Origin of the sequence: Pedobacter sp. (assembly GCF_041645105.1) — a bacterium.
Classification (GTDB): Bacteria; Bacteroidota; Bacteroidia; order Sphingobacteriales; family Sphingobacteriaceae; genus Pedobacter.
On record NZ_JBAZQQ010000001.1, the window covers coordinates 83,259 to 99,319 of the forward strand.

Below are 16,061 nucleotides of genomic sequence, written 5' to 3' on the forward strand. Positions count from 1 at the left end.
TTCTGAAATACAAAAAAATGAGTGTTGAATTATATTTTTAAAAAAGGTTGCAATCAATTGATTAAAAATTTGTTAATTACGTTTACACCGTTATTTTTGTTATAAGCTCCGATTGAGACAAACACAAAATTGAGCCACCACTTGTTATAAAAAATTTAACCAAATATAAATTAACCACCTAAAACTAGAAGAATTAAAGTATGGAGTTTCTACAAGACAATTTAATTTATCTGATCCCTTTAATGGGCTTAATTGGCATTCTGGTAATGGCCATTAAAAGTGCATGGATAAATAAGCAGGATGCGGGCGACAAAAATATGCAAGAGCTTGCGGGCTATATTGCAGATGGGGCTATGGCCTTTTTAAAAGCTGAATGGCGGGTATTGAGCATTTTTGTGGTATTTACCGCAGCTTTACTGGCTTACTCAGGAACTATTCATGAAGTAAATGGGATAGCTTTACACTCAAGCTGGATCATTTCTATTGCTTTTATTATTGGTGCTGTATTTTCTGCTACCGCAGGATATATCGGAATGAAAGTAGCAACCAAAGCGAATGTCCGTACTACACAAGCTGCAAGAACTAGTTTAAAACAAGCATTAAAAGTTTCTTTTACCGGAGGTACTGTAATGGGCCTTGGTGTTGCTGGTTTGGCCATTTTAGGTTTAGGTGGACTGTTTATTGTTTTTCTTCAGATATTTAATGTTGTTAGTGCTAATAGCACGGAATTGAAAACTGCAATTGAAGTGCTGACAGGATTCTCACTTGGTGCTGAGTCTATCGCTCTTTTTGCTCGTGTTGGGGGTGGTATTTATACCAAAGCTGCAGATGTGGGTGCCGATTTAGTTGGAAAGGTTGAAGCTGGTATCCCTGAGGATGATGTACGTAACCCTGCAACAATTGCCGATAACGTAGGTGATAACGTGGGCGACGTAGCTGGTATGGGGGCCGATTTATTCGGTTCTTATGTGGCAACAATTCTTGCAACAATGGTATTAGGTCAGGAAATAGTGTCATTGGATAGTTTTGGTGGTATGGCTCCGATTTTACTTCCAATGGTTATTTGCGGACTTGGCATTTTATTTTCTATTGTTGGAACCTGGTTTGTACGTATTAAAGGCGAAGATTCAAATGTTCAAACCGCATTAAACCTTGGAAACTGGGGTTCTATTGTCATCACAGCTATCGCTTCTTATTTTATAGTGATGTGGATGTTGCCTGCACAACTTCATTTACGTGGTGTTGATTTCTCTAATATTGATGTGTTTTATGCCATTATTGTTGGTTTAATAGTGGGCACCTTAATGAGTGTGATTACTGAGTATTACACTGCAATGGGTAAGGGCCCAGTTAATTCCATCATTCAGCAATCGGGTACGGGTCATGCTACCAATATTATTGGTGGTTTATCTGTAGGGATGAAATCTACTGTAGCACCTATCCTGGTTTTAGCCGGAGGTATTATTTTCTCTTATGCTTTTGCTGGTTTATATGGGGTAGCGATTGCGGCGGCTGGTATGATGGCTACAACTGCAATGCAACTAGCTATTGATGCCTTCGGACCAATTGCAGATAACGCAGGTGGTATTGCCGAAATGAGTCAGCTCCCTCCCGAAGTACGTGAGCGTACAGATAATTTAGATGCTGTAGGAAACACTACTGCTGCGACAGGAAAAGGATTTGCTATTGCTTCGGCTGCATTGACCTCATTAGCCTTATTTGCGGCATTTGTTGGTGTTGCAGGTATTTCAGCAATTGACATTTATAAAGCACCTGTATTGGCAGGCTTATTTGTTGGTGCAATGATTCCTTTCATCTTTTCTGCATTATGTATTGCCGCAGTTGGTAAAGCAGCAATGGATATGGTTCAGGAAGTTCGTCGCCAGTTCCGCGAAATTCCAGGAATTATGGAATATAAAGCAAAACCTGAATACGAAAAATGTGTTGCCATATCTACTAAAGCATCTATCCGTGAGATGATGTTACCAGGTGCAATTGCTTTACTGGTACCGATCATTGTTGGCTTTGGCTTTAAAGGTGTTTTCCCTCTTGTAAGCTCTGCTGAAATTCTTGGAGGTTTACTTGCAGGAGTTACGGTATCAGGAGTTTTAATGGGTATATTTCAATCTAATGCTGGCGGGGCATGGGACAATGCAAAAAAATCATTTGAAAAAGGTGTAGAGATTAATGGTGAAATGCATTATAAAAAATCAGAACCACACAAAGCTTCTGTAACAGGTGATACTGTTGGAGATCCTTTTAAAGATACTTCAGGCCCATCTATGAACATCCTGATCAAACTAATGTCTATTGTTTCATTGGTCATCGCGCCATACATTGCTGTAGGTGTTTCATCAGATAAAGCAAAAATTAAAGAACCGGTTAAAAAGATCGTTGTGGCAAATGTTAAACCTGCAATCATCAAATACCAATAGTTTTAAAAACAATAAAAGGGATTTCTAGAAAGAATCCCTTTTATTTTTAGATATATTTTATTTAGGTTTGACATTAATATGATAAATCTTATTCACTACTAACTTATAAACCTAAACCATAATTTATGAATTTTAGAAAGTCAATTGACTTACTCACCAGGGAAGCAGCTGAAAGCGGTGAGGGAACACTAAAAAGAACACTAGGACCGGTAAACCTGGTAGCCTTGGGCATTGGAGCTATTATTGGCGCAGGGCTTTTCTCTATTACCGGCTCCGCAGCGGCCAACAATGCTGGCCCTGCTATTACCATTTCATTTGTCATCGCAGCATTAGGATGTGGTTTTGCTGGATTGTGTTATGCAGAGTTTGCATCCATGATTCCAGTAGCAGGTAGTGCTTACACGTATTCATATGCTACTATGGGCGAATTTGTAGCCTGGGTTATCGGTTGGGATTTAGTTCTTGAATATGCCTTAGGAGCTGCAACAGTATCTATTAGCTGGAGCAGATACCTGGTCAAATTTTTAGGCTACTATGACCTTCATCTCCCCCCGGAGATCACAATGTCCCCCTTTGAACATGTAACAACTTTGGATGGAGCAGTTGTTTATGGTATGTTTAATTTACCTGCTGTATTTATCATTGTACTCATGTCTTTTGTTTTGATCAGAGGGACAAGTGAATCTGCTTTTGTTAATGGTTTAATTGTTGCAATTAAAGTAGTTATTGTATTTATCTTTATTTTCCTTGGATGGAAATATATCGACACAGCTAACTATACTCCATATTTTATTCCTGAAGATGAAGGTGTTCACAGTAGCTTCTTTACCCACGGCTGGGGCGGCGTAATTCGCGCTGCGGGAATTGTATTCTTTGCTTATATCGGTTTCGATGCAGTTTCTACTGCTGCACAAGAAGCTAAGAACCCTAAGAAAGATATGCCAATTGGTATCCTGGTTTCATTGTTTATTTGTACTGTTCTGTATATTCTTTTTGCTCATGTAATGACCGGTGTTGCCAACTACAACCTGTTTAAAGGTCAGGATGGTATTGCGCCTGTTGCGGTAGCTATTGACAATATGGGTCTTAAAAATGCTGCCGGAATCGTTCAGCCTGCTTATCCATGGTTAAACAAACTGATCATCCTTGCTATTCTGGGCGGTTATGCTTCTGTAATCCTGGTGATGTTACTGGGACAATCCAGAGTATTCTTTTCGATGAGTAGAGATGGCTTATTACCTAAAGTTTTTTCTAAAGTTCATCCAAAATACAGTACTCCTGCAAAAAGTAACTTATTGTTCATGATGTTTGTCAGCCTGTTTGCTGCGTTTGTACCTGCAACAGTGGTTGGAGAAATGACCAGTATTGGTACATTACTTGCCTTTATCCTGGTTTGTATTGGTGTAATGATTTTAAGAAAACGTATGCCTGACTTGCCAAGAGCATTTAAAGTACCATTGGTTCCATTAATCCCGATCTTAGGGGTATTGGTTTGTTTATCGATGATGGTATTTTTACCTCTTGATACCTGGGTACGTTTATTGGTTTGGATGATTATCGGTGTAAACGTGTACTTGTTCTATGGTATGAAAAACAGCCTTTTATCAGACAACAACCAGGCTACATTAGCTAAGAGTACTAAAACTGTTTCTTACATCGGTCTGGCTTTAACAGTTCTATTAGTCGTAGTAGCCATTATTCACCATTATATTACTGATGGTAAGGACACGAACTTATATTACTTCTCATTGATATTTGCAGCTTTACACTTTATTCTTTACGCTTATAAAGCAGCTAATTCAGATAAGGTAACCATCAAAGAGATCAAATAATTAATAGGATCAGGTAAAAAGCTTCAAAATAAAAATGCCCCCTTAAAGCAAACTTTTTGGGGGCATTTTGTTTATAAGAAAACCTTTTTTGCACTATCGTTTATCCCACCAAACTTTAGAAAGGAACGAATCTCCATTAGTTAAACGACCTACCGCAGCATTGTAATTGGTGGTATTTAACTGGGACTCTTTAGTAGAATAAATGGCTCTGCGTGGAATCTGACCATTAGTAGATCCCAGATTACTTCCCGGAGTTAATACTGGCAAGCCATTTCTTCTCCATTCTGCAAAAGCCTCATAATTTCTTCCGAAAAGATGAATCCATTTTTGGGTCATTATTCTTTCCAGCTTCTGTTCATCAGTAAGTCCGGTAAATGACAACACATTAGTATTATATGTTGGAGGAACAGTAGTAATATTATATGGAGGTAATTGAAGTGCAGCAGCAGTTCCTGCTTTAAAGAAACCTTCGGCATCCGTAGATAGTGCACCCCAACCCAATAACGCCACTTCTGCTTTGAAAAAACATACTTCAGAATAGGTTAATGAATAAACTGGGATAGGTGCAAAACTGGAACTGAACCATGTACTCAACGAAGCTGTTGAATAGTTATTTCTAATTACCTGAGACAATTGTGCATCATTTAAAGCTGCTCCTAGCCCAACATAATCTGGTTGTCCCCCATTAACATTATTTACCGTTAACTGCGCCAATAATGGCAACCTCGGATCATTATAGGCTTTCAGTTTATCAACCAATGCAGAGGCAAGATACCTTAAATCGGAACTTCCGGTAAGAAACTGGCGTAGCATAGGATTGGTATTTACTGGCTGCGCATTGTTAAACGTTGGTACAGCAGCATTATCTGTATTTGAACTGAACAGTAAAGCCGGCTTAGCCATGGCTGATTCAACAGTAGCTCTGGCTAGTGTTGGGTTTGCATAGCGTAATCTTAAACCTAATCTTAATTTTAATGAATTGGCATATTTACGCCATGAATTGGTAGCTGTTGCTCCTTTATAAAAGAAATCTGCTGTACCATAGTTCTCATCTGCATCATTCAGATTATCTAGAGCAGCATCTAGCTCTGCAATTAAGGATTTATATATACTTTCTTGTGTATCAAATGCAGGTGTAACATTAATAGAACTTGCATCCTTCGAAACCTGCGAATAAGGAACGTCACCAAAAAGATCTGTGAGACGTTGCCATATACTAATCTCATAAATCTTGGCAATAGCCAGTTTTGTTCTTCCTGTTGCATCATTTTCCTTACCAGCCAATTCTAAACGGATTTGTCTCAGGTCGCGGATCAAAGCATAATGTTGCTCCCATATTGCATCTTCTGATGATTCTATATACCTCGATACAGGTACTACAGCTCCACCGGCCCAGTGTTGCACCCATGAACCAAATTTATTATTAGGTAACTCCCCGCCTTCAGCAAAAGTACCGTCTTTCAATACTTTAGAAAACACCAATGCCGGGTCAATTGTGGTAATAGAAGTAGGTGGCGTATTCAGTCTTTCAAAATCTTTAGTACACGCAGTAAAACCAATGGCAATTGATAAGCTATACAAAGATATTTTGATGATATTTTTCGTTTTCATAATTTCTAATGCTAATGGTCAAGTTAAAATCCAATACTCAGGTTAAATCCAATGTTTCTAAGCATAGGTAATGATGTAGACTCAATACCGATGGAAGAGTTGGAAGTATTAAAGGATGCTGATTCTGGTGAGAATCCATCAGTTTTACGTTGAAAATAAAACAAGTTACGCCCATATACACCAATTGCGGCATTGCGGATTTTAGTAGTTGGTAAAAACTTCGCAGGTATCTGGTAACGCAGACTCAATTCCCTCATAGCAATATAACTTCCATCATTTAACATCTCTTCGGATACCATAACTTCCTTATCACTAGCTACAACATTCCAATAGTCCTGGGCTTTTACCGTTTTGGTATTGGCTACTCCAGTACCACTCCAACTGCCATCAGGATTCTTTTTGGCCACTACTCCAGTTGCCAGATAAGAACCGTCCCTGCCTGCTACAGTTTTATTTGTTGTTCCGTAAATGATTTCCTCACGATTACTTTGAGAGAAGATCATACCACCCTGACGAATGTCTACCAATGCATTTAAAGTAAAGCCTTTATACGAAAAGGTGTTAAAAAATCCACCCAACCAGTCTGGTTGCGCATTACCTATAGTTTCCTGTACTCTGCTTGTTGTTGTTAAAGGCAAACCAGTAACTGGATCAATCAAACGGTTTCCGTTCTCATCTTTTAACCATGCAAACTGGGTACCTATCAATTGTCCGAAAGGTTTACCTACTTCAGCAACAACATTTATCCCTCTGTCTGAACCTAGCAAAAATGTTTCAACCCCAGGGTAAAGCGACATTACTTTATTGGAGTTTTTATTGAAGTTAAATGTTGTTTTCCAGGTCAATCCAGATTCGGTTTTAATCGGCGTAGCGTTTAGGGAAAGCTCAATACCACGATTACGAATCTCGCCAGCATTAATCCTCATAATAGTATACAAGCTGGATGGTGAAATCGGTACATCAAGAATCTGATCTTTTGTAGAGGCCTGGTAAGCAGTAAAACCAAAGCCTACCCGGCCTGACCACAACTCTAAGTCTGCTCCAAACTCAATTGATGTGGTCAACTCATTGGTTAAATTCTTATCTGGAAGTACAGTTGTGAATGACGCCAAGGGAATGCCACCATGATTAAACTGATCTAAACTATAGGTACCTGTTAACTGATATGGGTTCCCCGAACTTCCTGCTTGCGCCCATGACCCTCTTAGTTTTAAGTAGCGGACAACATCCCCACTAAATTTGAATGCTTCAGAAGCGATAAAGCTGGCACTTACAGAAGGATAGAAAAATGAGTTATTATCTTTTGATAAGGTAGAAGACCAATCATTACGGGCGGAAAGATCCAGATATAAGTAATCCTTATAGGAAACCTGTCCAGAGCTATACACTGAATTGATTTCAGACTCCGTTAAGCCGAAAATATAAGAATTGGTTAGTGTATTGTTAATGACATACAGGTTTGGCACTACAAACTGACTTCCAGAGTTACCAGTTTGGCGTAAATAACGGCTCAGGTGACTGGCCCCAACGTTAATCGTAAAACCTAGTCCATTGTCAAGTTTAAAATTACTATTTAACAGGGCGTCATAATTATCTTCCCGAACCCTGATAACAGTTTCACTCATATCTCCCTTACGGTTCAAACTCTGATAAGTATTCACCGCACGATAACGTAATCGCTGGTCAGTATAAAAGTCTGTACCTCCTGTAGCAGTTAGCTTTAACCAGGGTGCAAAGTCGTAAGACAACCTAAGAAAGCCAATTACGCGGTCTCTACGATCAGTGTTTTTCGTCTCATTAATTGTCCAGTATGGGTTTGCAGTGGAACTATTAGTAGCATAAGTTTTTTCCAAACCTGCAAAAATATTAGTGTAACCCAGTTGCTTTGCTACGTCATTGGCCGTCCATTTGTATTGCGACATGATATCCATAGGGATACTCCTTGGCTGACTGATCAGCAGATAAGCCGGGTTATCTGAGGCATCTGATAAAGTCGGTCTGTTTGTTGCGTCCTGCATGATGTAATTAACCTTGGCATCCAGACTAAATTTATCTGTAATCTTAGCTTGTGTACGCAGGTTAAAATTATTCCTGTTGATCACATTTGTAGGTACATATCCATCAATATAGGTATTGGCATAAGACAACCTATAGTTTACCTTTTCATTACCTCCCTCTACACTTATATTATTGGTGTATTGTTTTTCAGTTTGAAAAAATGCGGTGTAGGTATCCGGTTGTGGCGTAAGTGAAAGAAGGTTTCCCCATTGATCTTCATAGCTTTGGCCTTCCATTTTTGGTCCCCAGCTGGAACGCGTTAAGCGATCTCTTCCTGAACTCATTTTTGGTGTTCCTGAAATTCCTCCTGCAATTGCGGCGGCCATGGTTATAACACTTCCATCTGCCTTTCTCAGGTGTGTAAAATTTCCGTTTAAACCTTGTGCATATTCATTCTGAAAATCGGGAGCAACCAGTGCATTGCCCAATGACAAATCACTATTGAACTGGATGTTCATTCCTTTTCCAGCTGTTCCAGACTTGGTCGTAATTAAAACTACACCATTACTTCCCCTTTGTCCATATAAGGCAGAAGCATTTGGCCCTTTCAATATTGAAATACTCTGAATATCATCAGGATTAATATTAGAAATACCATCACCATAATCGGTACCTCCTGTACTCGAAGCAGAACCAATATTCTGATTATCAATAGGAACACCATCTACCACGTATAGGGGCTGACTGTTTCCGATCAATGAGTTGTTCCCCCTGATAATTACTTTGGATGACCCTCCTGAGCCTGAAGCAGCCCTGCTCACCTGTACTCCGGATACTTTTCCTGATAATGAATTAGCGACATTGGCTTCCGCCCCTTGTGTCAGCTCATTACCTTTTAATTCGGCAATGGTATATCCGAGTGCTTTTTTATCACGTTTTATACCCAAAGCGGTCACTACTACCTCCCCTAAGGCAGCAGCATCTTCATCCAATACTACTGCGATGGAAATTTTATCGGTCAGATTAATGGTGTAGCCATCCATTACTTTTGGCTTAAAGCCAACCGAGGTAAAGGTGATGGTATAATCCTTTCCGGCAGGGATATTGCCGATAGAAAACATTCCCTGGCCATTGGTGCTGGCTCCTGCTCTAAAATTTGTTGTTTTGTTTTCTATCCTCACAGAAACTCCTGGAAGTAGGTTGCCCGTAGCATCCTTTACAATTCCTGTTGCTGTTGCACCGGTCTGTGCAAGCGCTGTAACATTGCATAAAAGCAAGAAACAGTAGCTGAGAACGATGTGGTGGAAAACATTTCTGTTTTTTAATAAAAATTGTCTCATAGAATTTAGTTTACATGATTTAATTTTATTGATTAGTTTTTGGGTTGTTTTGCTGGTTGTGGGCTTAGTAGAATGTAGGTGCTGTCTTTTCTTTCTATATTTAAGTGGTTTAACAAGGCGATTTCATTTAAGATGCGCTCTACAGTTTGGGGATCTCGTTTAAATGATCCTGTAAAATACATGCCTTTTACCTGGACTTTTTCGAACTGAATAATTGCAGAAAAGTCGCTTTGTAATACGCCGAAAATTTTATCCAGGGATTGGTTACGGAATGATACTTCCGTAGATGTAAGCTCAGTTTGGCCATTTGGCATTACAATTTGCTTTTTCATCTGCTGATCCATATCCTTAATCAGCGACAAGCTAAAGTCTCCCTTTTTAACAAGCAGTTTATTACCAGGGAACATATAGGTTCTTTTCATGTTTTTGGTGTTCATACTACTATCGGGGCCGACCACAATTTTACCGCTATACAGCAATACAATAATATTATCTTCGTCCTCTTCGGATGAAATTGTAAAGTCTGTACCCAATGCGGTAGTTACTGTTCCACCAGCATATACATTAAATGGACGTGTTTTGTCTGCAGCAACTTTGAATCTTGCAGCTCCTTTCAGGTTAAAATCTCTTCTCTGTTTGCTAAGCTGCTCCAAATAGCGAATCTCCCCACCAGGTTTTAAATAAATAACAGAACCATCAGCAATTTTCAAAACCATATCCTCTTTGCCATAGTTGATTTTAACCAAAGTGTAGGCTGTAGTCGGCCCGCTTTGCTTTGTCTGTTTAAGCAAATTATTGTTGGTATCAAGACCTATCCACCATCCTAATCCCAATATCAATAGTAAGGATGCTGCAATTGAAAGGCTTCGGATCAGGTCAGGTCTCTTTCTTTTAACCTGTATTTGCTCAGAGACTGTCTTTAACAAATTCTTCTTCTTGGAAGCAGACATCAAAGATGTTTCGTCCATTTCATCCCATAGTTCTTGAGGAATCAACTCATCCAATATTTGAGGATTTTCTTCAAGATACTTCGCTACCACTAAAGCCTCTTCCACAGAACATTCGTTCCTGAAAAACTTACGCACAAGTGTATTATCAATCATCATATATTAACAATACGATTGAGAGAAGCCTATCCCCTAATAGTAAATTATTTTTTTATAAGCAGAATGCTACAGAAGAGCTAACAAGGTCATTACTAATGTGAAACGACGTAAATATTTTAAAGCAAGACCAATATGGTTCTCTACAGTTTTAGAAGAAATACCCAATCTTTCTGCAATTTGCTGATGTGACAGATATTCAGTCCGGCTCATCAAAAACACTTGCTTCCTAACGGGTGGCATACTTTCAATAGCCTTATTAACCAATTGCAGAACTTCCTTATCCTCAAAATTATCTTCTGTAAAATCTCTGATTTTTTTTTGTTGTAGATTGTCAAGATATCGGCGTGCACGCGCTGCATTTCTCAATTCATCAATAAATATGGTTCTGGACATCCTGAAAAGCTGAACATTTAATGGATAATCCAATGAAAGGTTCATTCTTTTTTCCCACAAACGAACAAAGACCTGTTGTACAACCTCGTCTGCTATTTCTTCAGATCCACATTGCCGGAATATGAACGTATAGATCTTTTCACTCCACAAGTGGTAGGCCTCTTCAAAGGATTTTACGCTGCCATTCTTGATAGAAAGGAGTTCGTTCATTAAATTGAAATAAATACATGTACAAACCTTAAAATGCAACTTATTCTTTCAATAAAGAAATTTGTTTTTAATTTATATCCAAAATCAACAAAAAAAGCAACAAACCATCAGGTATACCCTCCAGTTCATTGCTTTTTAACGACTTGTATTGCGATAATTAATACGCCAATCTCAATTCCTCTCCCACTAAACCATTCTCTTTCAAGATTGCTTTTATCATATCCGTACAAGGCACCGTCGTCATCACCTTTAACAACTTATCTTCATAAGAAAACAACCAGTTCTTTTTACCAAATAGAAGATTCAAAACGGGTTTTACCGCAATCATTTCAATTCTACTCTGTACTGATGTTTTAAAGATGACCGTATTCATAACTATGTTTTCAATTACACCTCAAATATGCACCTTATATAGCCCCGCAAAAACCCATAACTGGCCGAGGCACTAAAACCCTCGGTAAAACGAGAAAAATAGTCGGTAAAATAAAACTGTCCACCCAGCTCTGCATCATGCTTAAAGAAAAAATTACCTGCTATGAAAGGACATAGGAACTTTGCCTTTTTCAGGCAAAGATTCCAGTCCAAGAGGAGAATGGTTATTTTTTCGCTTACATTTGTAAAATAAATCTACGCCATGGAATTTAACCTCAGTCAAATCCTCTCTACTTCAATGATTCTTTTTGCTATCATTGATATCTTAGGCGCCATCCCTATTGTGATCGAGCTTAGAAAAAAGGCCGGACATATCCAATCAGAAAAAGCAACCATAGTAGCAACAGTATTGATGATTATTTTTCTCTTTGCCGGCGAGACTTTACTAAAAGTCATCGGTTTAGACGTAGCCTCATTTGCGATTGCAGGCTCCATGGTTATCTTTTTCATTGCTATGGAGATGATACTTGGCTTAACTATATTTAAAGAAGGAGACGCACCTGAGACGGTATCCATTGTTCCCCTTGCATTTCCGCTTATTGCAGGCGCAGGTACTATGACAACCTTATTGTCATTAAAGACCGAGTATGCCACACAAAACATCATTATAGGCATTCTGGTCAATATGATGTTTGTCTATTTCGTTCTAAAGAATACCGAACGTTTAGAGAAGCTTTTTGGCAAATCAGGACTGAATGTACTACGTAAAGCTTTCGGAATCATTTTGCTGGCAATTGCCATTAAATTATTCAGAAACAATACTGGTTTATAACCTTAGGTTACGAATTATAAATTAATACAAATTATACACGATTAAGCCCTTACGCTGTTTTTATCAGGCGCGCGACAAACATCGTATCTGCTTTATGATTATATCCTTTAATAAGCTCCATCTTTTCGAGTTTTAAAGGAAAGTTCTTAAGCAAATAATCAATTACATCCTCATTTTCTTCCTTAAATACCGAGCAGGTAATATAAATCAATGGCTTATCAGCTTTAAGATACTTTACAATGTTAGTGGCAATTGCTTTTTGTAATTTTGAAAAATAACCTATTCTATGTTCCTCAAAGTAATATAACATTTCAGGAGTTCTTCCCCAGGTTCCGGATCCTGAGCATGGAGCATCCAGGATAATGCCATCAAACTCATAATGATGCAGTATCTGATCATTATTCTGAAGCAAGTCCAGCACCTTTTTCTGGTATTTTTTTAACCCTGCAGCCCTGAAACGTTCATCCAGATTATTTAAACTATTTTCCCTTACATCACTAACCAGCAATTCTACTTTAGGCTCAATATCATGTAACAACAGAGATTTCCCACCTGAGGCAGCACAGCAGTCCCACCATTGATCCCATGGCTGAGGCAGGAAGAAAGTACCTGTTTGCTGAGAAGAAAGATCCTGCACCTCGTATAAGCTGTCATCCGTCAAGACTTTATCCAATTTAGTCCCGTTTGGAACTGCAATGGTATGTGTGCCGATTTTTTCCGCAACAATCCCTTCACTGTCCAATTTAGTCGCTATATAATCTTGCTGCCCCTTAGCAGTCCTGATAAATAAATCAGGCTGAGTAAAGAAAGATTCAAAAAATTCCTGTTTTACAATACTTTCCGAAAGTGCTTCATGAAAACTAAACACATCAGAAAGTTTAAATTCTGGATAAGCACCCTGAATTAATTTGATCTTTTCCTGAACCTGAAGATTAAGATTATCCTTTAAAGCAGGTAAATAAGCTTCGATAACCAGGCTTGAACTTTGATTACAAAGGAAATCAGCAATAGCAAGTCTTAAGGTTCTTTCTTCAGCTATCAGTGCTTTTCCCAATCTAAAAAAGCTATAGATATAGCGTGATGCCCAGCGACGGTCTGAGGATCCCATCTGCTTATTACGCTTAAAATAAGCAAATAAAAAGCGATGCAATGGCGACATGCCATCATAACTATTAAAGATCTGATCAAATGCTCTGATCTGGTGTTCTACTTTCATTCAACAATGTTTAGAGCAAAATTCTTATATCGTAACAACATCAGACTGGTATTGATGTATCCAAACTCATGATCGTATTTAAAATGAAAAGAGTTATGTAGTCCTTTATAGTTTTCTTTAGTCAGATATTTGATATAATCTTCCCCATAAGAAGATAGTAATTTTCCGAAATAATACCCAATATCAAATCCTTTGAAAGCAAACTCTCCGGGTTCGAAGGTAAATAAAGCTCTGTATTTTTTTATAAAAGTTACTACTTCAGGTCTGGTGTAATCTATCTTATAAGAAGCAGAAATCATGGTATTTAAAGCCTGTAACTGATCGGTATTGTAATCTTGTTTAACCCAATCAGGATGCCCGAATAACGACACATTCAAGCCTGTCCTTTTTAACTTCATCAGTTTATCCAATGTAGGTACAACAAACTTTTTATCAGATGAACTAAGCAAAATCACATATTGCTTACCTTTTACGATTTTAGTCTCCATGGTAAATACCGAAGCATATTCCTGAAAAGTAAAAGCTTTTTTAGAATTGGCAAAATAAGCTCTTAAAGGCTTACCAAACACTTCATCACTTAATCCTTTCGGATTGATGAGTACAATGATTGTATTGGCAGGATTAAAAGTTTTAGTGATATAACTACCAACCTTTTCGGCATGCAGATTAATGTTGTTGACAATCGAAATAAGGTTAGGATTTGCAAAATCAGATGGCTGGGATGCAGCCAATGGATTTACCACTGGAATACCTCTGGATATGGAGTAATTAGCAATATACTTAATCCCATCAGGAAATACAGGGCCTACAATCAGGTTGCTGCCTGCTATCCTATCATTACTGATCAGATCTGCAATTTGTTTATTATTGTCCTGCGTATCGTAAACCTTAAGCTTAAAATTCTGGCCATTTGCTGCTGCTGAATCTACCCCAAGCTTAAAGCCCTGATAAAAATCAATTGCCATGGCAGCCTTTTCAACTTCAGATTTTGTCGCAGTTTTCAGGTTAATTTCATTTAGCCTGAAAGGGACAAGTAAGGAAATATTAGCCTGCTTGAATTTCTCAGCAGGCTTATCTTTTTTCTCGACTTGTTTTGGTGTTTCCGGCTTCTTTGTTTCAGGTCTTATTTTTGGAGAACAAGCTGAAAACAATAAAGCCGAAATTATAATGATCCAATATTTATTCCCACTCAATTGTGGCTGGTGGTTTTGAACTAATATCATATACAACGCGGTTAATTCCTTTTACTTTGTTAATTATTTCATTAGAAATTTTAGCGAGTACGTTATATGGTAAGTGGCACCAATCTGCCGTCATACCATCAACAGATTCAACAGCACGTAAGGCTATGGCATTCTCGTAAGTACGTTCATCACCCATTACACCTACTGACTGAACAGGAAGGAATATTGCACCGGCCTGCCATACTTTATCGTATAAACCAGCTTCTTTTAGATTATTAATATAAATGGCATCAGCTTCCTGAAGGATAGCTACTTTCTCTGCAGTTACTTCACCAAGAATCCTGATCGCTAAACCTGGTCCGGGGAAAGGATGACGTCCGATGATAAAATGCTCTAATCCTAGTGACGTACCAACTCTTCTAACCTCGTCTTTAAACAATGTTTTAAGTGGTTCAACAACTTTTAGCTTCATGAAATCTGGCAAACCACCTACATTATGGTGAGATTTAATTGTTGCAGATGGTCCTTTTACTGAAACAGACTCAATGATATCAGGATAAATTGTACCCTGTGCTAACCATTTCACATCTTGTACCTGGTGAGCTTCATCATCAAATACTTCGATGAACACTCTTCCTATTGCTTTACGCTTTAATTCAGGATCTGATACTCCGGCAAGCTGACTTAAGAAACGTTCTTTAGCATCTACACCTTTAATATTTAAACCCAGGTGTTTATATTGTTCCAATACAGCCTCAAACTCATCTTTACGCAACAAACCATTGTCTACAAAAATACAGTGCAGGTTTTTACCAATTGCTTTGTGTAATAAGATTGCAGCAACACTTGAATCTACTCCACCTGAAAGTGCAAGAACAACCTTGTCATCACCCAATGTTTCTTTCAATTCAGCAATTGTGGTTTCAACAAATGCATAAGGCGTCCACTCCTGATTACATCCGCAGATGTCTACCAGGAAGTTCTCCAATAATTGTTTACCATCTATACTATGTGTTACTTCAGGGTGAAACTGAATTGCATAAGTATCTGAACCCTTGATCTGGAAAGCCGCTACTCTTACATTGTCTGTACTCGCAATCAACTCAAAATTCTCAGGGATGCTTGTAATGGTATCACCATGTGACATCCAAACCTGCGAATCTAATGCTATGCTATTGAAAAGCTTATTTCCCTGAGCTACAAAGTTAAGGTTTGCACGTCCATATTCACGGGTCGATGAAGCCTGAACTTCTCCGCCCATGTGTTGCGCAAAATATTGTGCACCATAACATACCGCTAATACCGGGTAGTTACCATGGAATTGTTTTAAATCTATTTGTGGTGCATCTTCCTGGCGTACCGAGTATGGACTACCTGATAAGATGATACCTTTTACGTCTGAGGTAATCTCAGGAATGTTATTGAAAGGATGAATTTCGCAATAAACGTTTAACTCGCGTACGCGACGTGCAATTAACTGTGTATATTGGGATCCAAAATCGAGAATTATGATTTTTTCTAGCATGGCCAAA

At 38.5% G+C, this 16,061-nt stretch carries 11 protein-coding genes; 3 read left to right on the top strand and 8 right to left on the bottom strand.

The window, feature by feature from the left end; all coding sequences use genetic code 11:
- Positions 1–200 precede the first annotated feature (200 nt).
- Positions 201–2,435, top strand: a complete 2,235-nt coding sequence (locus WC623_RS00295) for a sodium-translocating pyrophosphatase (protein WP_372847547.1) — start codon at positions 201–203, stop codon at positions 2,433–2,435.
- A gap of 125 nt (positions 2,436–2,560) precedes the next feature.
- Positions 2,561–4,267, top strand: a complete 1,707-nt coding sequence (locus WC623_RS00300; protein WP_372847548.1) for an amino acid permease — start codon at positions 2,561–2,563, stop codon at positions 4,265–4,267.
- Positions 4,268–4,360: 93 nt separating this feature from the next.
- Here the strand turns inward: WC623_RS00300 and WC623_RS00305 are convergent, their stop codons facing one another.
- The 5 genes from WC623_RS00305 to WC623_RS00325 all read right to left on the bottom strand — a co-directional run bounded on the left by WC623_RS00305 (position 4,361) and on the right by WC623_RS00325 (position 11,298).
- Complete coding sequence (locus WC623_RS00305; protein WP_372847549.1) at positions 4,361–5,878, bottom strand: SusD/RagB family nutrient-binding outer membrane lipoprotein; 1,518 nt, start codon at positions 5,876–5,878, stop codon at positions 4,361–4,363.
- Positions 5,879–5,901: 23 nt separating this feature from the next.
- Positions 5,902–9,216 carry a SusC/RagA family TonB-linked outer membrane protein gene (locus WC623_RS00310; RefSeq protein ID WP_372847550.1) on the bottom strand — a complete coding sequence of 1,105 codons (3,315 nt, stop codon included), beginning with the start codon at positions 9,214–9,216 and terminating at the stop codon, positions 5,902–5,904.
- 32 nt (positions 9,217–9,248) lie between these two features.
- Positions 9,249–10,322 carry a FecR family protein gene (locus tag WC623_RS00315; RefSeq protein WP_372847551.1) on the bottom strand — a complete coding sequence of 358 codons (1,074 nt, stop codon included), beginning with the start codon at positions 10,320–10,322 and terminating at the stop codon, positions 9,249–9,251.
- 66 nt (positions 10,323–10,388) lie between these two features.
- Complete coding sequence (locus WC623_RS00320; protein ID WP_372847552.1) at positions 10,389–10,925, bottom strand: RNA polymerase sigma-70 factor; 537 nt, start codon at positions 10,923–10,925, stop codon at positions 10,389–10,391.
- A 157-nt stretch (positions 10,926–11,082) separates the two neighbouring features.
- Positions 11,083–11,298 (bottom strand): hypothetical protein, encoded by a 216-nt coding sequence (locus tag WC623_RS00325; protein WP_372847553.1) that lies wholly within the window; start codon positions 11,296–11,298, stop codon positions 11,083–11,085.
- A gap of 261 nt (positions 11,299–11,559) precedes the next feature.
- Between WC623_RS00325 and WC623_RS00330 the strand changes: the two genes are divergently transcribed.
- Positions 11,560–12,129: a MarC family protein gene (locus WC623_RS00330; protein ID WP_372847554.1), complete on the top strand. Its 570-nt coding sequence runs from the start codon at positions 11,560–11,562 to the stop codon at positions 12,127–12,129.
- A 49-nt stretch (positions 12,130–12,178) separates the two neighbouring features.
- Here WC623_RS00330 and WC623_RS00335 read toward each other — a convergent pair whose 3' ends face one another.
- Genes WC623_RS00335 through guaA form a run of 3 tightly spaced genes read right to left on the bottom strand, consistent with a single transcriptional unit; the run spans position 12,179 to position 16,054 of the window.
- Complete coding sequence (locus tag WC623_RS00335) at positions 12,179–13,345, bottom strand: RsmB/NOP family class I SAM-dependent RNA methyltransferase (RefSeq protein WP_372847555.1); 1,167 nt, start codon at positions 13,343–13,345, stop codon at positions 12,179–12,181.
- Positions 13,342–14,568, bottom strand: coding sequence for an ABC transporter substrate-binding protein (locus WC623_RS00340; RefSeq protein ID WP_372847556.1), 1,227 nt, complete (start codon positions 14,566–14,568; stop codon positions 13,342–13,344). Before WC623_RS00340 ends, WC623_RS00335 begins: the two co-directional genes overlap by 4 nt.
- Positions 14,525–16,054 (bottom strand): glutamine-hydrolyzing GMP synthase, encoded by a 1,530-nt coding sequence (gene guaA / locus WC623_RS00345; RefSeq protein ID WP_372847557.1) that lies wholly within the window; start codon positions 16,052–16,054, stop codon positions 14,525–14,527. Before guaA ends, WC623_RS00340 begins: the two co-directional genes overlap by 44 nt.
- Positions 16,055–16,061: the final 7 nt, after the last annotated feature.

Bases quoted from the DNA above. Each gene is read 5' to 3' on its own strand.
- WC623_RS00295 (WP_372847547.1), top strand. From the start codon at position 201: ATGGAGTTTCTACAAGACAATTTAATTTATCTGATCCCTTTAATGGGC.
- WC623_RS00300 (WP_372847548.1), top strand. From the start codon at position 2,561: ATGAATTTTAGAAAGTCAATTGACTTACTCACCAGGGAAGCAGCTGAA.
- WC623_RS00305 (WP_372847549.1), bottom strand. From the start codon at position 5,878: ATGAAAACGAAAAATATCATCAAAATATCTTTGTATAGCTTATCAATT.
- WC623_RS00310 (WP_372847550.1), bottom strand. From the start codon at position 9,216: ATGAGACAATTTTTATTAAAAAACAGAAATGTTTTCCACCACATCGTT.
- WC623_RS00315 (WP_372847551.1), bottom strand. From the start codon at position 10,322: ATGATGATTGATAATACACTTGTGCGTAAGTTTTTCAGGAACGAATGT.
- WC623_RS00320 (WP_372847552.1), bottom strand. From the start codon at position 10,925: ATGAACGAACTCCTTTCTATCAAGAATGGCAGCGTAAAATCCTTTGAA.
- WC623_RS00325 (WP_372847553.1), bottom strand. From the start codon at position 11,298: ATGAATACGGTCATCTTTAAAACATCAGTACAGAGTAGAATTGAAATG.
- WC623_RS00330 (WP_372847554.1), top strand. From the start codon at position 11,560: ATGGAATTTAACCTCAGTCAAATCCTCTCTACTTCAATGATTCTTTTT.
- WC623_RS00335 (WP_372847555.1), bottom strand. From the start codon at position 13,345: ATGAAAGTAGAACACCAGATCAGAGCATTTGATCAGATCTTTAATAGT.
- WC623_RS00340 (WP_372847556.1), bottom strand. From the start codon at position 14,568: ATGATATTAGTTCAAAACCACCAGCCACAATTGAGTGGGAATAAATAT.
- guaA (WP_372847557.1), bottom strand. From the start codon at position 16,054: ATGCTAGAAAAAATCATAATTCTCGATTTTGGATCCCAATATACACAG.